Consider the following 16,849-nt stretch of genomic DNA (forward strand, 5'->3'; position numbering starts at 1 on the left):
GAATATATACACCGGCCGCAGGTCAGAGCACTGGTTCGACTCAGGCCGAGGGGGCCAGGGCGGGGGTCGTGCGCGAGCGGAACAGCTGATGCAGAACCAGGGCCGTCAGGCAGCCCGCGCTGATTCCGGACGCCATGATGATCGACACCGGGCCCGGCAGACCGGCATAGAACGAGGGAGCCACCGTCGGAGTCATACCGACGAACAACGAGACGCCCACGATCAGCGAATTGATCGGGTCGCCGAGATCGGCCTTGGCGAGGGTGCGGATGCCACTGGCGGCCACGGTCCCGAACAACACCAGACCCGTCCCGCCCAGCGCCGGTTCGGGCACCAGCTCGACCACGGCGCTCGCCACCGGGAACAGTCCGAGCAGCACCAGCAGCGCACCGCCGGCGGCCACCACGTAACGGCTGTACATCCTGGTCAGGGCGACCAGTCCGACGTTCTGCGCGAAGGCGCCACAAGCGAATCCGCCCATGACCGAGGCCAGCATGGTTCCCAGACCGGCGGCCCGCAGACCGCCCGCTATGTGATGCTCCTCCGCGGGCCGATCCACGATCTCGCCGAGCGCGAGCATCGTGGCCGTACTTTCCGTCATCACCACCAGCATGACGATGCACAGCGAGACGATCGCGCCGATCTGGAATTGGGGCACGCCGAAGTGCAGCGGCGGAATGAAGCCGACCAGCGCGCTGGAGCGCACCGGGCCCGTATCCAGCAGTCCCAGTGGCCATCCCGCCAGAGACCCGGCGACCAGGCCGATCAACAGGGCGAGCTGCCGCCCGAATCCCTTCAGGAAGCGATGACACAACAGCACGACGACCAGGGCGATCGCGGCGTCGAGGAGGTTCTTCAACGGCACGTGCGCCTCCCCCATCGCACCCTCCCCCGCACCGCTGATCCAGCCGAGCGCGACCGGCAGCAGCGACAACCCGATCAGCGAGATGACGGTGCCGCCCACGATCGGCGGGAAGAACCGGTGCAGCCGTGAGAAATACGGTGCGGCGAACACCGCCAGCATGCCCGCCACCAGGGTCGCGCCGAAGATCACCGGCAGCGCCTCCCCCGGCGCGGCATCCTTGGCGATGGCCAGGATCGGGCCGACCGCGGCGAAGGAGCCGCCATTGATCAGCGGCAGCCGCGCGCCGAACTTCCACCAGCCCAGTGATTGCAGCAGGGTGGCCAGGCCCGCGGTGAACAGGCTCGCGGTGATGAGCAGGACCGTGTCGCTCGTGCCCAGCCCGACGGCCGCGCCGACGATCAGCGGGGGCGCCACGACTCCGGCGACCATGGCCGCGATGTGCTGCAGGCCGCCGGCGACCAGCTGCCAGGGCGGTGGGATGACGTCGACCGGATGTCGTTCTGGCGCTTCTGTTTCCATGGGAACGCAGCCTCTCTCGGATCGCGGAAGGGTCATTCCGCTAGCCGAGAAGAGTGGCATGGGCCACACTGGTCGTCAACAGTTCGTTGAAGATATACAGAGTTCCCCGGTCAGCGCCATGGCCCGAGCCGCGGGACCGATCAGGCGCGCTCGCGGTTGAGGTAGTTGTAGACGGTGAAGCGGGTGACGCCCAGCGCCGCCGCCACGGTCTCCGCGGACTTGCGGAAGGTGAACGCACCGCGCTCCTCCAGCAATCGCACGGCACGCTGCTTCTCGGCGCGCGGCAGTTCGGCGAGCGGGCCGCCCAATTCGCCGGCCACCTCGTCGAGCAGCCGTTCCAGGCCACCCAGGGTGTCGGCCTCCGGCTGACCGAAACGCACGCAGGCCAGCGTCTCACCCTCCCAGACCAGCGGGACGTCGTCGGCGGCGGCCTCACCGGCGGACACCAGGCGGCCGCCGGTCTTCTCCAGCAGGGGCGCGAGGGTCACCAGCACCGGGTGCGACGCGTCCACGGGCGAATGTTCAGTCATCCTGCTCGACCTGCATGGTCACCCGGGTGGCGCCGTGCGCGAAGGCGGTCACCATGATCTCGCCCAGCACCGGCAGCAGCCGCTCGTCCGACCCGGCCACCGAGGTGCCGAGCGGTCCGAAATCGCATTCCAGCCCGGCCGATTCGGCGAGCTCGAGCGCCGCCAGGGCATGCGGCGGCGCCTCCCCTTCCCCATGGAACGGTTCGGTCGTGAACTCCGCGCGTAGCCGCATGCGCCCCAGGCTACTATTCCGGCATTCGGAAAAACTAAGGAGGACCGGGGTGCCCGCAGCGAAGGAGCCGAAGGGCAGTTCCGGGGGTGTGCAATCCATCGAGCGCGCGTTCGGGCTGCTGGAACTCATGGCCGACGAGGGCGGCATGATGGGCCTGTCCCAGCTGGCCACCGAGTCCGGGCTGCCGCTGCCCACCATCCACCGCCTGGTCCGCACCCTGGTCGACCTCGGCTATCTGCACCAGGAGCCGTCCCGCAAGTACGTGCTCGGCCCCAAGCTGATCAAACTCGGCGAGAGCTCCTCCCAGATGCTGTCCGTCCTCGCGCGCCCGCACCTGGCGCGACTGGTCGACGAACTCGGGGAATCCGCGAACATGGCCATGCTCGACGGCGACCAGATCGTCTATGTGGCGCAGGTACAGTCGCGCCACTCCATGCGCATGTTCACCGAGGTGGGACGCCGCGTCCTCCCCCACTGCACCGCGGTCGGCAAGGCGATCCTCGCCGGATCCCCGCCGGACCTGACCCGGGAGCTGTTGCGGCGCACCGGCATGCCCCGCTACACCGACACCACCATCACCGACCCGGAGGAGTTCGCCCGCCAGCTCGACCAGGCCGCCCGAACCGGCTACGCCATGGACGAAGGCGAGCAGGAACTGGGAGTGCGGTGCGTGGCGGTCGCCGTCCCGAAAGCCCCCGCCCGACTCGCCATTTCGGTATCGGGCCCGGTCGGCCGAATGACCGAAGAACTCGTCGAGCGCGCCGCGCCGCTGCTGGCGGAGGTCGCCGCCGCCCTGTCGGACGATCTTCAGTAGGCGCGACGCCGCCGGCCAACCACCCCTGGCAGTGCGAGCTGCGCGCAACCATCCAGCGGCCCATCCGCATTCGCCGAATCCGCGTGGGCCGGACCGGCGGCCGCACAGACCGCGACCAGTGCCGATCCGTCCCGCAGCAGGCGCCGGGCAATCTTCCCCCTCAACGGATCCTCATTCGCTCGTCACGCAGGTGATTCAGACCAACGAATTCAGGACCGTACTAGCCGGTTCGGTGCGGGCGCGTTATTGCACGGTGAATGTCGCGAATCCGGGGGTGTAGGTGCCGCCGGGCGCGAGCATCAGGGCCACCCGGCCGGGGCCGGTGTCGATCGTCGCGGCCGAGGGGATTCCGTTCAGGCCGTCGGACAGCATCGCCACCCCGGTCGCCCCTGTCGACAGGTTGATCCAGTTGACCGGCGTGGACACGAAGCAGCCCCAGCCACCGGACTTGGCGCCGGTGACCACCACGGACCCGGGCTGCCCGCCGAGCACCGCCGCGCAGCGGGCGGGGAAGGCGTCGAAACTGCCGTTCGGGTTTCCGTAAGGCGCGGCGTCGATCTGGAAGGGAATGGTGACGGTGTCGGCCGCGGCCGTCCCGGTGGCCGCCAATCCACAGGCGGCGAGCACCGTTCCGGCAACAGCCAACCGACGAGCGAATTTCATATCCGAATCTCCTACGCAGTAATCGACGACGTTCTGACCAGGCAAATTCGAATTCGATTCTGCCATGCCCATTCCCGGATTGCCGGGTTCACCCCGAAGCCCGCTGGCATATCTTCAGCAAATTGGGACAGAGACATATCCGAACCGGCTCCGGCTTCGAATCCTGATGCGACAGACATCGATGCATCGGAATGAGGTTTCTTATGGGCCTTCATCAGGCCAAAAGTCCGGTTCGTCCGGCATTTCGGCGCGCGGCCGCCTATGCCGTCGCCGGAGCACTTCCCCTGTCCCTGTCCCTGCTGAGTACCGCACCCGCTCTCGCCGAAGAGCCGGCCCCGGCCGTCCAACCCGCTGCCCCCATCCCGGATTCGTCGATCCGGATCGGCACCATGAAGCTCGACCAGCCCTTCTTCCTCACGCCCGAGCAGACCCAGCAGATCAACGACACCTCGGCGAGCGCGGAATCGGTGCTGGCGCAAGCCCTGGAAGCGGTCGGGGTCGACCATGCCCGGGCCACGTACACGGCGAAGACCGTGATCACCGACTCCCTCATCGGCGCGAGCGTCGGCGCCACCGCCGTGAGCCCGATCGCCGCGACCGGCGCGCTCATCGGGGTGGTCGCGGGTCTGGTCGCCGGCTTGCCGTTCGCACCGATCGGTCTGGTGATCGTTCCGGTGTTCGGCGCGGCGATCGGCTACGCCATGGTCGCCGCACCGTTCGCGGCGCTGGGCGCCGGGGTCGGCGCCGCGGTCGGAGCGGCGGAGGGCCTGCTCACCGCACCTCCGGCGGCACCGGCGAGCTGAATGCGGCCGCGGTGCCGCCGATTCCGGCGGCACCGCCCGGCTGAAGCTCGGAACAGCCGGATCCTATTGAGACGCTACAAGTTCCAGAAGCGCGTACAGCTCACGCCGCTGCCGGTCGTCCAGCACGGCGAGCGCGGGGACCGAGCCGAAGACCTCCTCGTCGAGCTGTGCGCGCCGCGCTTCCCCCGCGGGGGTCGGCGTGTGCTGCCGCCGGTCCGGGTGCCCGTGGGCGGCCAACTGAGCGCGCGACCGGGAACACCACTCGGTTTCCTCGAAACGGTGTGATCAGCGGATAGGCTGGCGGGGATCACCCGGGGCTCGACGCAGGTCGGCCGAGAGGAGTTCACGATGAGCGCCGAGGAAGCCGCCACCGTACCGGCCTGGGCCGGTGACCTGACGGGCATCGTCGGGCAGCACCTGATCTACACGTACGAGAACGGCTGGAAGTACGAGCTGTACATCCGTAATCCCCAGACCGTCGCGTTCCGGTGCCTGATGGGTCCCATGTTCGGCCGCTGGTCCACCGCGCAACCGGCGAAGATCGTCCAGCTCGGCGAGGGCCTGTTCAAACTCGCCTGGGTCGAACCGACCGGCACGGTCACCGTGGTCATCGCCTGGCTCGCCGAACGCCGCGTCCACACCACCATCTGCTACCCGCAGTGGATGCTCGACTATCCCGAGTTCACGCTGGGCCGCTACGAGGACAACATCCCCGAGATCACCGCCGCGCGCAATCGCGGCCCCACCTACCCCCAGACCCTGGTCGCCGCCACCGGCCACATCACCTTCCTGGAAGCCCGCACCCCCGACGACGACACCGTCATCGACCGTCCCCCGGGCAAACTCCCCCGCGATTACGCCGACCGCGCCAACTGACTTCGGCCGCCACCGATGAATTCCGCGCGCTGATCCCGTCCTCACTGTCAGCACGCGAACCGTGAGCCGGTCAGGAGGACCTCCGTGAGCACCCAGCCCTTGCCACCGATCGTCGACGCCGCCACCTGGCGGAAAGAACTCGAAGCCCTGCGCATCCGCGAGAAGGCCGCCACCCGTGAGCTGGACGCCATCGCCGCCCAGCGCCGCCACCTCCCCATGGTCGAACTCCCGCCCTACACCCTCGAAGGCGCGGACGGCCCGATCACCCTCGCCGAGATCTTCGAGGGCAGGTCCCAGCTGATCGTCTACAACCACATGTGGTTCGAGGGCAAGGAATGGCAGTGCCCCGGCTGCACCGGATTCACCGCCCAGTTCACCCGCTTCAACTTCCTCGACAACTACGACGCCCGCTTCGTCATCATCACCCAGGGCCCGATCGACGAGGCGCTCGCCTACAAGCGCCGGGTCGGCAACCAGATGCCTTGGTACTCAACGGCGAACAGCACCTTCGGCAGCGACGTCGACGCCCCTCCCGGCGGCGGCTTCGGCGTGAATGTCTTTCTGCGCGACGGCGATACCGTCTACCGGACCTGGCACACCAACGGCCGAGGCGTGGAACAGATCGCTCACACGTTCCCGCTCATCGACCTGCTCCCCTACGGCCGCCAGGAAGAGTGGCAGGACTCCCCGGCCGGTTGGCCCCAGTCCCCGGCCTACTCCCGCTGGACCTCCTCCGAGGACATCGCCGCCGCCTACGGCGACCCGAATCCCTAGGACTCCACCGCGGCCGTGATCGAATGTGGTCATGTTGTTCCGGCAGCTCGAGTACTTCGTCGCCCTCGCCCGGGAGCGTCACTTCGCGCGAGCCGCCGCCGCCTGCTACGTGTCACAACCGGCGTTGTCGGAGGCGATCCGCAAGCTCGAGCACGAGCTGAAGGTGCCGCTGGTCAAGCGGGGCCGCACCTTCGAGGGGCTCACTCCCGAAGGGGAGCGGCTGGTGTTGTGGGCGCGCCGGATCCTGGCCGATCGCGACGCGCTCCAGCAGGAGGTCGTGGCGCTGCAGACCGGTCTGACGGGTGAGCTGCGGCTCGGGGTGATTCCCGCGGCCGCGGCCACGGTCGCGCTGCTCACCGATCCGTTCTGCGCGGAGAACCCGCTGGTGAAGGTGCGCGTCGACACCGGCTTGGAGTCGGCAGGCATCATCGACCGGCTGCGCCGGTTCGAACTCGACGCCGGTCTGGTGTACCCGGACGAGCAGGACGCCCCGGATGTGACGGTGACGCCGTTGTACTCCGAGGAGCATCTCGTGCTGGCCGCGGAGGGACTGGTGACCGGTGCGGCCGGATCGGTCGACTGGGCCGAGGTGGTGGAACTGCCGCTGTGCCTGCTGCGTCCGGGGATGCGCGGGCGCAAGCTGATCGACGACGCGCTGTCCGATCGCGGCCTGACGGCCGGGCCGCAGCTCGAGACCGACTCGGTGGCGACCCTGTTCGGGCAGGTGGCCACCGGCCGCTGGGCCACGATCGTGCCCGCGTCCTGGCTGCGCACCATACGACCGCCCGCCGGTGCGCGGGTACTGCGTCCCAACGATCCGGTGACCGCGACGATCGCGCTGGTCACCTTGGCGACCGAGCCGGTGCCGTTGATCGTCCGGGCTTTCACCGAGACCGCGCGGTCGGTCCGCGTCGAGGGCGACTCCGTCGGCGCGCAGGCGTAGCCCTGGGGTGAGCACGCGATAGCCCTGGGCTGAGCACGGTGGTGGACCGGGTCTGATCGGCCGCGCCTATCAGGTGGTAGGAGCCACGTCTTGGACACCGGAGGCCGCTACACCGAACACTTGATCTCACCATCCGCCGGACTCGATCGCCGCGGGTATCGAGGCAGAGGCGGGTGTGAACGTGCGTGCGGTGCAGACGGCTCGCGAGGCGGCCGCGGGCCTGTTCACCGTCGGTCCCGCCGCCGGCCACACCCGGCACGCGCTGCGTGTGGCGGCGGGCCTGGCCATCCCCGGGTCGGCGCTGCTGGCGCTGGGCCGGACCGACCTGTTGATCTTCGCCATGTTCGGCTCCTTCGTCGGCATGTACGGGCGCGACGGTTCGCGCCGCGAGCGCGGGCGGCATCAGCGGTCGGCCGCGCTGCTTATCGGCGGCGGGGTCGGAGTGGGCGTGTGGCTGGCGGCTGCCGGGGTCGAACCCCTCGTGCTGATCGTGGTCGAGAGCGGATTCGCGGCGGCGGCCTCATTGCTGGCCGACCACCGCGGGATCCTGCCCGGGGGCCCGTTCTACGCGATCTTCGCGCTCGGGGCGATCGCATGGACACCGGCTGACGCGGCGAAACCGCTTCCGGCACTGGCGGTGTTCACAGTGACCGCCGCGCTGTGCATGGCGCTCGCGGCCCTCGATATCGAGAGCGCCGACGCGGCTGCCGCGCCCGCGCCACCCGGCCTGCACGTCGGCGCCCGGCACGCGACGCGCTACGCCGTCGCGGTGTCCGGCGCGGGCCTCGCCGGCCTCGGATTGGGTGTGGGTCACGCGAATTGGGCCATGGTCTCCGCGGCGGTCCCGCTGGCCGCGCTCGATGCCGGAGCGCACTTCTCGCGGGGACTGCACCGGGTGGCGGGGACCTTCCTGGGGCTGGGTCTGACGGCGATCCTGCTGGTCCCCGGACCACGCCCGGTCCTGACCGGCGCCTTGGTGCTGGCACTGCTGTTCCCGACCGAGTTGTACATGGCCCGCAACTACGCGCTGGCGCTCGGATTCTTCACGCCGTTGATCATGCTGATGACCAGCTTGTCCGTCCCGACCAGTCCTGAGCGGCTGTTGTTCGACCGTGGCATCGACACGGTGCTGGGCGTGGCCATCGGTGTGCTGGTGGCGACCGCCCATCAGCATCTACGCTGGCAAACACCGGGCATCGCACCACACCGACCGCAGACACGTTGTCGAAGGGATCCGTGATGGCCATCGATTTCACCAAACGGACCGAGTCCGACGGTGGGCCGAGTTTCCACCCGTACGACCATCCCGCTGCCGGGTGGGGTGCGGCCAAGTCCGTCACCGAATTCATGATCGCCCAGGAACGCGAGCCGATCATCGGCACGCGCGCGATCTTGAAGATGAATCACGAGAACGACGGATTCGACTGTCCCGGTTGCGCCTGGCCCGATTCTCTCAAGGGCATCCACCTCGACATCTGCGAGAACGGGATCAAGCACGTCACCTGGGAGATGACCCACAAGCGGGTCGACCGGGAGTTCTTCTCCGCCCACACGGTGACCGAGCTGTCCGGCTGGAGTGACCACGATCTGGAGAACCAGGGCCGGCTGACCGAGCCCATGAGCTACGACCCGGAAACCGACCGCTACCTCCCGATCTCGTGGGACGAGGCGTTCGAGCTGGTCGGCCGGACCCTGCGCGAGCTCGACGACCCCAACCGGGCCGCGTTCTACACCTCCGGCCGCCTCGGCAACGAAGCCACCTTCCTGTATCAGCTGATGGCCCGCGAACTGGGCACCAACAATCTGCCGGACTGCTCGAACATGTGTCACGAGGCCAGCGGCCGCGCCCTGCAGGCCTCCCTCGGCACCGGCAAGGGCACCTGCGATCTGGCGGACTGGGAGACCACCGACGCGCTGTTCATCATGGGCGTCAACGCGGCCTCCAACGCGCCGCGCATGCTCACCGCGCTGGCCGAGGCCGATCGCCGGGGCGCGCAGATCGTGCACATCAACCCGTTGATCGAGGCCGGTTCGCGGCGCACCATCATCCCGCACGAGTTCCTGCAGATGGCGACGTTCCACGCCACCCCGACCGGCACCCTGAACCTGCAGACCCGCATCGGCGGCGACTTCGCGGTGATCCGCGGTATCGCCAAAGCTGTTCTGGAGCAGTCGAAGACCGATCCCAAAGCCCTCGACCACCGGTTCATCGAGCTTCACACCACCGGTTTCGAGGCTTACCGCGCCAAGGTGGAGGCCACCTCGTGGGCCGAGATCGAGGAGCAGTCGGCGCTCACCGAGGCCGAATTGCGCCGCGCCGCAAAGATATACCGGGAGGCTGACCGCTCGATCATCAGCTGGTGCCTGGGCGTGACGCAGCACGAGCACGGCGTCGACACCATCCGCGAGATCGTGAATCTGCTGCTGCTGCGCGGCAATCTGGGCCGCGAGGGCGCGGGCCCGTCCCCGGTCCGCGGGCACAGCAATGTCCAGGGCAACCGCACCTGCGGCATCGACCATCGTCCGCGACCCCAGTTCCTGGATCGGCTGGCGGAGGTCTGCGGCATCGATCCGCCCCGCGCGCACGGCCTCGACACCGTCGCCACCATCGAGGCGATGCACGCGGGCAAGGTCACCGTATTCGTCGGCATGGGCGGCAATTTCGCCCTGGCCGCCCCCGACACCGTCTACACCTGCGAGGCGCTCCGCCGCTGCGCCCTGACCGTCCAGGTCAGCACCAAACTCAACCGCAGCCACCTGGTCCACGGCGCCCGCGCCGTCATCCTCCCCTGCCTGGGCCGCACCGAACGCGACGAACAACGCGCCGGCCTGCAGCAGACCTCCGTCGAGGACGCCATGGCCATGGTCCACCTGTCGAAGGGCATGAAGAAGCCCGCCTCCCCGCACCTGCTCTCCGAGCCGGCCATCATCGCCGGAGTAGCGAAAGCCGCTCTTCCCCAGACGAATACCCCCTGGGACCACTACGTCGACGACTACGACCGCATCCGCGACACCATGGCCGAGGTGATCGACGGCTTCGAGGACTTCAACCGGCGAGTCCGCCTCCCCCTGGGCTTCCGCATCAAACAGCCCGCCCGAGAACTGGTCTTCCTCACCCCCTCCGGCCGCGCCGAATTCTCCACAGCCGATCTCCCCGACCTCACCCCCGCCCCCGGCACCCTCACCCTCGCCACCATGCGCTCCCACGACCAGTGGAACACCACCATCTACTCCCACGACGACCGCTACCGAGGCATCAAGAACCTCCGCGCCTTGGTCCTCATGAACCCCGACGACATGCGCGACCGCAGCCTGAAGCTGTTCGACGAAGTCGACATCACCAGCATCGCCCGCAACGGCACCACCCGAACAGTCCACCGATACAAGGCAATCCCCTACGACATCCCCCAAGGCTGCGCCGCCGGCTACATGCCCGAACTCAACGTCCTCTGCGCCATCGGCGACTACAGCACCCAGAGCGACCAGCCGATCATGAAGAACGTGAAGGTCACCATCGAACGCTCGGTCTGACAACGCGCCGACGGGTGCGGGTGGTCGTGCGCCAGACAGGAAGTCGCCCGACTCAGGCCGTCACCGCCGCTTTCACCCGCCCGGCAAGGTCAGCGAAATCGACTGCGCGCGCGGTATCAACCGCGATGACGGGCGACAGCCCGAGCGGCACCGCACCTGCCGCCCAATCGGCCCAATCCTCGACCAATCGTTGCTGATCCCGATGAACGGGGGCACGCTGCCGCGACGCGTACCGTGCCCGGGCAACCTCCACGGATACGTCGCACCAGACCTCCACAACTCGATGAATACCCGCCCGCCGGATCCCTGCCCGCGCAAATCCCAAATCCCGCGGCCTGAACCACCACGAATCGATCACCACATCGCCGCGCGACTCCCCCGCCAACGCCCACACCGCGTCCATAGCGATCCCACCCAGCTCCGCCCCACCCACCCCATCCCCGACGCTTTCCGCCAACGCCTCCTTGACGGCGTCCTTGGACAAGAACAACCCCCTCAGTTCCTTGGCCAACCCACGCCCCAAGCTCGTCTTCCCCGCACCCGGAAGCCCATTGACCAGCACCAGAAGTCGGTCCACCCCTCTATAGTCACCCGTCACGATCACTCCAGATCGTCGTCCCATTCGATGATGAAACTCCAGGTCACGCTGTCCGCGTCACCTGGGTAGCCATACATTGTTCCGGCATTGAAGCAAGGCTCAGGCCGCCACTGGATCACAGCGTCCGTCCGGCCTGCGGCATGCGGTTCCCGATGATCGGTTCTGAGGAAGTCAACCGTCAGAAGTAGGGGATAGACGTGAATTCGTCTGCTGTCGAGGTGAATTGGTTGCCGGTTTGCTGCATCACCGGGTGCGGAGTTCCGCGCGGTGTGCCATCACGTTCCAGATGATCCGGGTTGAACCAGACCTGTTCTACCTGGCCGATGACTATGCCGTGGTCACCGCCGAGGTCCAGGCGCGTGATGATGCGGCAGCACATCCATCCGATTCCAGACGAAAGGACCGGTCCATACTCCGACGTCTGGTAGTCAAGCGGTAAGCCGCTCGCGGTCAGCTTCTCCGCGGGCCCCACCGTAGGGAAGTGGGAATAGCGTGCGCCTAGCTTCCACACCGCTTCCAGCTGATCGAACACTGGCACCGACACAGTGAATCCCGCTGCAGTTTGCAAGGTTTCAAAAGTCGCCCACTGCTTGTACACAGCCAGCGCGATCTGCTGCGGCTGGGTGGACACCGAGGTCAGATTCGAGACCGGTATCAGATTCGGCGTCTTGTCAGCGTTCAAGGTTCCGATCAGGTACGCGATGCGCGGTGCGAGCAAGCGGTGTGCGCGTTCGATCGTATTGTCACTGCCCATCGAGATCCCTCCTCGGTGCGAACGTGCGTACTGCCTCGCCGAGCGTGCGCGTAGCTGGTGTGACAGCCGACGCTGCCAGGTCGGACCCGATCCCGTTCAACGCGGCCTTGACCTGCGGGATACGTTGTCCGACAGGTATCGCCAGCACTGGCTCCAAGTGCGCCAGCGCCGCATCGGGTCCGGTGAGGTGAAGGTCTGCACGGGCGAGGGTCACCTGCGCGAGGGTGAGTGTGGCCGACCAGGTTTGCGTCGAAGTCGGCGTGTACAGGCTGATCACGGTCTCGGCCTCGGACTTTGCCCGTTTCCACTCCCCGAGCCGGGCATAGGTGGTCGCGTCGTAGTAGTGCTGGCGGGCAGAAGAGAACCCGAATACCGGACCGAGGTCGGTCAGGCTCTCGTGCTCGGGCAGCCGGTCGCGTTCACGGCGCGCGGCATCCATGGCTGCCACCGCCTCGCGGCGGTTCCCGACCTGTGAATGGGCGCGAGCGACGAGACCAGACAGCCTCACATGTGAAATTCCCCGTGGGGTAACGGCTTTGCCGGCTTCCTTGAGTACACGTGCGGGAGGTTCCCACCAGGACGCGATCATTGCGCGTGTGCAATACACCCAGTTCTCGAGGGAACGGTGACCTGCCAGCTTTGCGAACGTGGCCGCCGAATCTGTTTGGATCATTGCCGCGTGCGGCTCGGCCAAATCGTGCGACACCGATGCCAGCAGGGCGCAGGAGGCAGCGAGCAAGACGTAGAGTTCCTGAAGATCGGTGATCCTGCGGGCGCGCTGGATCACCGCGGCGAGTCGGTCGCGCAGAACGGTCAGCTCGACGAATATCCGATCAAGGTCAGGGCAGAGCACGTAATCCGTCGCGAGTCGGTGCAGCGTGTCAGTGCACTCGCTCATTGTCGTCGGTTCGACAGCGCGCCGATCGACGACGTTACTCAGCGACGCCGACTCCCGGGCTGCCCCTAGAACGGCATCACGCAGACCGGCGACGGCAATCCCCCCGATGCCCAAGGTACGCAGAGCGTCTCGGCGGTTCGTTGAGACACCTCCTAATCCTGTGGCGGATATGCCCTTGAACAGGCCCTGCGCCAGCGACCGGCCGAATCCTGGTGATTCTGGATGAGGAACAGTGGCCGTCCCCCACAATACGTCCGCTGTGCGGTCGGTGCCTGGGCTGGCGGGAGGTTGCGGCGCACGCGCGCGCTTGTTGTACAAGCCCAGTAGAGCCGGATCAGATACTGCGAAGATGGTTTGCAGCGCAACGCGGTAGTGCCGGGGCGGCCAGGTGATGTGGCCGGTCAGCAGCCGCCGGATCGACTCTTCGGTATAGAGCCCTGGGCGACCGGTAGCGGTGCCCACAGCGGCGTTGACAGCCTCGGCGATCTGAGGCTGAGACCATCCACGGGCGTCGATCAACGACTTCAGATGCGTGTTCCGGCGCGGTGAACCCATCGGTAGCCCCCATTTGCCTGCCCGAGACCTCTTGTCGTTGAGAGTAATCCGCACCCCACACAAATCAGCTTTGTTTCGATCGAAACTGAGGGGTTGACATCGAAATTGCGGGGGCATCTGCGGGGTGTTTCTGCACTTCACGATGCTCGGCGGACACGGCACGATCAACTAAGCCCCGGTGCCGGGATGGACCAGTCGCCCCTTCTCCATATCGATCGCACTGCAGCCGTGGGGATCTGGACCACAGTCGCGGCACGGGGTGCGCCTCATCGAAAACGAATGGAGGGCACCGGCAATGTCGTCGTTGACCGAACTCGAGGCACGGGTGCTGGGCGCGCTGTCTGGCCTGCAGCCAACTCGAGCGCTCACGGTGCAGGAGCTGTGCGGGGTGGTCGGGCTCACTCCAGCGTCAGCGCGTCGAGGACTTCGGGCACTGTCCCACAGCGGTTTTGCCGCCACTACCTACCAGAACCCGCCGAGCTGGCGTGCCACAGATCGCGGCCGTGACGTCATGCGAGCGCCAGCGCTCCAGGAATACGTTCGGAAGGACGTTCCCGAGGGGCAAATACGAGCTGGGCACAGCTATGTCCGTCGATGACGTCCTTCCGCTGCTGGACGAGGACCGGCCCGTCGGATGGGTGCAGTACCGGGACGGGTCCTGGGCGCCGGTCGCGTCGGATGGCTGGGTCGGGCCGCCGATCACAGCGGTCGAACTGCTCCAAGCGACGCACCGCGACCTCGCCGCACTCGAGGCTGCCGGACTCATCACCACGGTTGTCGACACCGAACCGCTCTCAGTCGTCGATACCGACTACAGCCCGAGAGGAGGTCGTGGCACTCGGCCCGCGCTCAAATGGGGGCCTGCGGACTGCCCTCAGCGACCGAACCAGCTTGAATAGGGGAAAGCACATGTTGCGCAACAAATTCGGAATCTTGACCCTGGCTGCCGCCTCGATGGTCGGCAGCGTCGCGGCGGTCGCATCCCCAGCCGCCGAGGCATTGCCCGGGGTCAATTGGTGTTCGTGGGACTGGATGCCGTTCAGCTCACCTACGGTTCTGCCTCCGCAGATCATCGGCGAAGGTACCGCGAAGTGCACCGAACCGCCGGCCACGCACGTGGTGACCTTGTCGCTCGAATACAAGGACGGCGACAACTGGGTGGTCGGATCGATGACCGACCCGATTGCCACCATCCCGAATCCCGATGTCCATTACAGGGTGAGTGCCGCCTGCTACAACGGAACCTGGCGGATGACCGCTCGCATCTCGGGCACGGGCAAGCAGGGGGACTTCAACTACACCGAGCATTCGGACCCGCCGAAAACGGTCGCTACCTGTGAGAACCGGAAGTGAAGGAGCATCGCATGCCCGCCGAATCGACCACGCCCCCTGCGCTGGACCGGGCGAAGGCGCGCGAACTGAGTGACCGAATCCAGGCCATCATGGAGGAGGCGTGGCCGTACCTGCGTGGCACGGGCGAATACGACGATGAACCGCTCAACCATCCGGTGATGCGCGCTTTGCGCGCAGCAGCGCATGGGATCCACGCGGCGGTTGCGGTGCCGGAACCGCGGACCTACGGCTGAGAGCTCAGCAGTGAACGGCCCCCGCCCATCTCGGGTTGGGGGCCGTTTTAATGGCCAGACCCGCACCCAGTGCTCACGACTATGAGGCCCGTCCCGGAGTTCCCCCGGTGTGAGGGCAACCCGATCAGTGCACGACGTCGTAGATCAGTTTGGTGACGCCATGGTTGGTAGACCAATTCGCGTGTCATAGTTCTCCTGATCTTCAACCAATCCTGGTCCGTGTGACCGAGAAAATATCTGTCCTGCAACCACTTCCGACCGTATCCGGCCGGAAGTGGTCATCGGGTCACGCGGCGTCGAGGGCTGCGGTGATCTTGCGGGCCATGGCGGTCACCGCCGGGCTGGGATCGCCCTTGGCCTGGGCGGTGGCGTCGACCGCGACCAGTACGGTGTCGCGGAAGTTGGCGGCCTCGGCCGGATCCTGCGCATCGAGCAGAGTGATCGCCGCGGTCAGGGCAGGCAGTACCTGATCGGCCAGCTCGGCGACGTTCTTGCCGTCCAAGTGGATGTCACGTGCCCGGGTGGAGAGCACGTGCCCGACCACGCCGGTCGCGGAGGTGAGGGCGATTGAGCCCTGGCTGCTGCCCTTGTGGGGCGCCCCGGCGGCGGACAGAAGGGCAACCGCGCCGTAGGCGGCGGTGCGGATGGTGGCCTTGTCCTGGTCGTTCAGAGTGACGGTCATGGTCGTGTCTCCTTCGAATCTCTGCTGATCCCAACCGGGTTCGGTCCCGGTCGTTTTCTTCGATGGACACACCATGACCGCGCGAACTGACAGCGCCCTGACAACAACCTGACACATCCGCTGACATGGATGACAGCGGCTCGCAATGACCGGCGCCACTGGATATTCGGCGACAACGGAGACATGAAGAAGGCCCCTCACCTGGTGGTGAGGGGCCTTCGAGGTGGAGCTGCCGGGAATCGAACCCGGGTCCTCCGCCGCATCTTCAGGGCTTCTCCGTGTGCAGTTCGCTATGCCTCTGCTCGGATCTCCCGGTCACGCGAACAAGCCGAGATGACGATCCCAGTCGCTGTTAGATGTCCCATCCGGCGCCGCGACCGCGCCGGACGGTAGAGCCCTCTAGCTGATGCCAGGGACCGGGTCGAGGGCGAACCCGGGCTGACAGACACGCTTCGTTGCTTAGGCAGCGAGAGCGTAGTCGCGCTGATGAGAATCGGCGCTTATAGGGTTACAGCGACGCTTATACGGTGGTCTCCTGCCTGCACCGACACGCTTCCCCTGAATCAACGTACGCAGTCGAAACCGTTCAGCCCCGTCTGTGTTCACCGATTCAGATGAACTTCCCGGCTCTCACCGGGCTACCTATCCTAACACCGCACAAACCTTGGTTCATTCCATTAACGCGCGAGCGGACGGATCAGCCGCGCATGCCCTTGATGCGGCGGCCGAGTTCGCGGGTGACCTCGCGTTCGGCGTCGCGTCGGGCCAGGTCCTGGCGCTTGTCGTAGTCCTGCTTACCCTTGGCGAGGGCCAGTTCGACCTTGACCTTGCCGTCGGAGAAGTACATGGACAGCGGGACCAGGGTGAGGCTGGACTCCTTGGTCTTGCCGAGCAGCTTGTCGATCTCGCGACGGTGCAGCAGCAACTTGCGGGTGCGACGCGGGGCGTGATTGGTCCAGGTGCCGTGACCGTACTCGGGCACGTGCAGGCCGCGCAGCCACACCTCACCGTCGTCGATGGAGGCGTAGGCGTCGACCAGCGAGGCCTTGCCCTCGCGCAGGCTCTTCACCTCGGTGCCGACCAGCGCCACGCCGGCCTCGAACGTCTCGAGGATCGCGTAGTTGTGCCTCGCCTTCTTGTTGCTGGCGATGACCTTGCGCCCCTTTTCCTTCATGTCTCCTCTATCGTCCCGTCGCCGGTCGGAATTCCCAACCAGCTTACGGATG

General features: G+C 66.9%; 18 protein-coding genes and 1 other RNA gene. 9 read left to right on the top strand and 10 right to left on the bottom strand.

The window, feature by feature from the left end; translation table 11 throughout:
- Positions 1-40 precede the first annotated feature (40 nt).
- The 3 genes from ACFYTS_RS27615 to ACFYTS_RS27625 form a co-directional block, all read right to left on the bottom strand.
- A complete protein-coding gene (locus ACFYTS_RS27615) occupies positions 41-1,384 on the bottom strand; it encodes a nucleobase:cation symporter-2 family protein (RefSeq protein WP_357278958.1) in 1,344 nt (447 codons plus the stop codon).
- A gap of 140 nt (positions 1,385-1,524) precedes the next feature.
- The gene (locus ACFYTS_RS27620) at positions 1,525-1,914 is read right to left on the bottom strand and encodes a helix-turn-helix domain-containing protein (RefSeq protein ID WP_357278960.1); all 390 of its coding nucleotides are present in this window, start codon (positions 1,912-1,914) and stop codon (positions 1,525-1,527) included.
- Positions 1,907-2,146: a thiamine-binding protein gene (locus ACFYTS_RS27625; protein ID WP_213559929.1), complete on the bottom strand. Its 240-nt coding sequence runs from the start codon at positions 2,144-2,146 to the stop codon at positions 1,907-1,909. The genes ACFYTS_RS27620 and ACFYTS_RS27625 overlap by 8 nt, the downstream gene beginning before the upstream one ends.
- Positions 2,147-2,195: 49 nt before the next feature.
- Here ACFYTS_RS27625 and ACFYTS_RS27630 point away from each other — a divergent pair, with 49 nt between their 5' ends.
- A complete protein-coding gene (locus tag ACFYTS_RS27630) occupies positions 2,196-2,960 on the top strand; it encodes an IclR family transcriptional regulator (RefSeq protein WP_357278962.1) in 765 nt (254 codons plus the stop codon).
- A 243-nt stretch (positions 2,961-3,203) separates the two neighbouring features.
- Here ACFYTS_RS27630 and ACFYTS_RS27635 read toward each other — a convergent pair whose 3' ends face one another.
- Positions 3,204-3,623, bottom strand: a complete 420-nt coding sequence (locus ACFYTS_RS27635; protein ID WP_387308291.1) for a hypothetical protein — start codon at positions 3,621-3,623, stop codon at positions 3,204-3,206.
- Positions 3,624-3,826: 203 nt separating this feature from the next.
- On the opposite strand from ACFYTS_RS27635, the gene ACFYTS_RS27640 reads away from it, so the two are divergent.
- The 6 genes from ACFYTS_RS27640 to ACFYTS_RS27665 all read left to right on the top strand — a co-directional run bounded on the left by ACFYTS_RS27640 (position 3,827) and on the right by ACFYTS_RS27665 (position 10,550).
- Positions 3,827-4,426 (top strand): hypothetical protein, encoded by a 600-nt coding sequence (locus tag ACFYTS_RS27640; protein ID WP_387308293.1) that lies wholly within the window; start codon positions 3,827-3,829, stop codon positions 4,424-4,426.
- 348 nt (positions 4,427-4,774) lie between these two features.
- The gene (locus tag ACFYTS_RS27645) at positions 4,775-5,302 is read left to right on the top strand and encodes a phenolic acid decarboxylase (protein WP_387308295.1); all 528 of its coding nucleotides are present in this window, start codon (positions 4,775-4,777) and stop codon (positions 5,300-5,302) included.
- An 84-nt stretch (positions 5,303-5,386) separates the two neighbouring features.
- Positions 5,387-6,076: a DUF899 family protein gene (locus ACFYTS_RS27650; protein ID WP_357278970.1), complete on the top strand. Its 690-nt coding sequence runs from the start codon at positions 5,387-5,389 to the stop codon at positions 6,074-6,076.
- A 31-nt stretch (positions 6,077-6,107) separates the two neighbouring features.
- Positions 6,108-7,019, top strand: coding sequence for a LysR family transcriptional regulator (locus tag ACFYTS_RS27655; protein WP_387308297.1), 912 nt, complete (start codon positions 6,108-6,110; stop codon positions 7,017-7,019).
- 175 nt (positions 7,020-7,194) lie between these two features.
- The gene (locus ACFYTS_RS27660) at positions 7,195-8,259 is read left to right on the top strand and encodes an FUSC family protein (RefSeq protein ID WP_387308299.1); all 1,065 of its coding nucleotides are present in this window, start codon (positions 7,195-7,197) and stop codon (positions 8,257-8,259) included.
- Positions 8,259-10,550 carry an FdhF/YdeP family oxidoreductase gene (locus tag ACFYTS_RS27665; RefSeq protein ID WP_387308300.1) on the top strand — a complete coding sequence of 764 codons (2,292 nt, stop codon included), beginning with the start codon at positions 8,259-8,261 and terminating at the stop codon, positions 10,548-10,550. The genes ACFYTS_RS27660 and ACFYTS_RS27665 overlap by 1 nt, the downstream gene beginning before the upstream one ends.
- A gap of 52 nt (positions 10,551-10,602) precedes the next feature.
- On the opposite strand, the gene ACFYTS_RS27670 is transcribed toward ACFYTS_RS27665, so the two are convergent.
- From ACFYTS_RS27670 to ACFYTS_RS27680, 3 genes are all read right to left on the bottom strand, one after another.
- The gene (locus ACFYTS_RS27670; protein ID WP_387308302.1) at positions 10,603-11,148 is read right to left on the bottom strand and encodes an AAA family ATPase; all 546 of its coding nucleotides are present in this window, start codon (positions 11,146-11,148) and stop codon (positions 10,603-10,605) included.
- Positions 11,149-11,326: 178 nt separating this feature from the next.
- Entirely contained in the window at positions 11,327-11,902 is a 576-nt protein-coding gene (locus ACFYTS_RS27675) for a flavin reductase family protein (RefSeq protein ID WP_387308304.1), read from the bottom strand.
- A complete protein-coding gene (locus ACFYTS_RS27680; protein ID WP_387308306.1) occupies positions 11,892-13,355 on the bottom strand; it encodes a hypothetical protein in 1,464 nt (487 codons plus the stop codon). Before ACFYTS_RS27680 ends, ACFYTS_RS27675 begins: the two co-directional genes overlap by 11 nt.
- Positions 13,356-14,288: 933 nt before the next feature.
- Here ACFYTS_RS27680 and ACFYTS_RS27685 point away from each other — a divergent pair.
- Both ACFYTS_RS27685 and ACFYTS_RS27690 read left to right on the top strand, forming a co-directional pair.
- Complete coding sequence (locus ACFYTS_RS27685) at positions 14,289-14,708, top strand: hypothetical protein (RefSeq protein WP_387308308.1); 420 nt, start codon at positions 14,289-14,291, stop codon at positions 14,706-14,708.
- A gap of 11 nt (positions 14,709-14,719) precedes the next feature.
- Positions 14,720-14,941, top strand: a complete 222-nt coding sequence (locus ACFYTS_RS27690; protein WP_387308310.1) for a hypothetical protein — start codon at positions 14,720-14,722, stop codon at positions 14,939-14,941.
- 286 nt (positions 14,942-15,227) lie between these two features.
- Here the strand turns inward: ACFYTS_RS27690 and ACFYTS_RS27695 are convergent, their stop codons facing one another.
- The 3 genes from ACFYTS_RS27695 to smpB all read right to left on the bottom strand — a co-directional run bounded on the left by ACFYTS_RS27695 (position 15,228) and on the right by smpB (position 16,797).
- Positions 15,228-15,623 carry a hypothetical protein gene (locus tag ACFYTS_RS27695; RefSeq protein ID WP_387308312.1) on the bottom strand — a complete coding sequence of 132 codons (396 nt, stop codon included), beginning with the start codon at positions 15,621-15,623 and terminating at the stop codon, positions 15,228-15,230.
- A 221-nt stretch (positions 15,624-15,844) separates the two neighbouring features.
- Positions 15,845-16,217: a transfer-messenger RNA gene (gene ssrA / locus ACFYTS_RS27700) on the bottom strand.
- A 103-nt stretch (positions 16,218-16,320) separates the two neighbouring features.
- Entirely contained in the window at positions 16,321-16,797 is a 477-nt protein-coding gene (gene smpB / locus ACFYTS_RS27705; RefSeq protein ID WP_040860814.1) for an SsrA-binding protein SmpB, read from the bottom strand.
- Positions 16,798-16,849 lie beyond the last annotated feature (52 nt).

Origin of the sequence: Nocardia sp. NPDC004151 (assembly GCF_042874235.1) — a bacterium.
In the GTDB taxonomy this organism is placed as follows: Bacteria; Actinomycetota; Actinomycetes; order Mycobacteriales; family Mycobacteriaceae; genus Nocardia.

Excerpts from the sequence above, each read along its gene's own strand:
- ACFYTS_RS27645 (WP_387308295.1), top strand. The coding sequence starts at position 4,775 with ATGAGCGCCGAGGAAGCCGCCACCGTACCGGCCTGGGCCGGTGACCTG.
- ACFYTS_RS27695 (WP_387308312.1), bottom strand. The coding sequence starts at position 15,623 with ATGACCGTCACTCTGAACGACCAGGACAAGGCCACCATCCGCACCGCC.
- ACFYTS_RS27625 (WP_213559929.1), bottom strand. The coding sequence starts at position 2,146 with ATGCGGCTACGCGCGGAGTTCACGACCGAACCGTTCCATGGGGAAGGG.
- ACFYTS_RS27675 (WP_387308304.1), bottom strand. The coding sequence starts at position 11,902 with ATGGGCAGTGACAATACGATCGAACGCGCACACCGCTTGCTCGCACCG.
- ACFYTS_RS27620 (WP_357278960.1), bottom strand. The coding sequence starts at position 1,914 with ATGACTGAACATTCGCCCGTGGACGCGTCGCACCCGGTGCTGGTGACC.
- ACFYTS_RS27635 (WP_387308291.1), bottom strand. The coding sequence starts at position 3,623 with ATGAAATTCGCTCGTCGGTTGGCTGTTGCCGGAACGGTGCTCGCCGCC.
- ACFYTS_RS27690 (WP_387308310.1), top strand. The coding sequence starts at position 14,720 with ATGCCCGCCGAATCGACCACGCCCCCTGCGCTGGACCGGGCGAAGGCG.
- ACFYTS_RS27640 (WP_387308293.1), top strand. The coding sequence starts at position 3,827 with ATGGGCCTTCATCAGGCCAAAAGTCCGGTTCGTCCGGCATTTCGGCGC.
- ACFYTS_RS27680 (WP_387308306.1), bottom strand. The coding sequence starts at position 13,355 with ATGGGTTCACCGCGCCGGAACACGCATCTGAAGTCGTTGATCGACGCC.
- ACFYTS_RS27655 (WP_387308297.1), top strand. The coding sequence starts at position 6,108 with ATGTTGTTCCGGCAGCTCGAGTACTTCGTCGCCCTCGCCCGGGAGCGT.
- ACFYTS_RS27615 (WP_357278958.1), bottom strand. The coding sequence starts at position 1,384 with ATGGAAACAGAAGCGCCAGAACGACATCCGGTCGACGTCATCCCACCG.
- smpB (WP_040860814.1), bottom strand. The coding sequence starts at position 16,797 with ATGAAGGAAAAGGGGCGCAAGGTCATCGCCAGCAACAAGAAGGCGAGG.
- ACFYTS_RS27665 (WP_387308300.1), top strand. The coding sequence starts at position 8,259 with ATGGCCATCGATTTCACCAAACGGACCGAGTCCGACGGTGGGCCGAGT.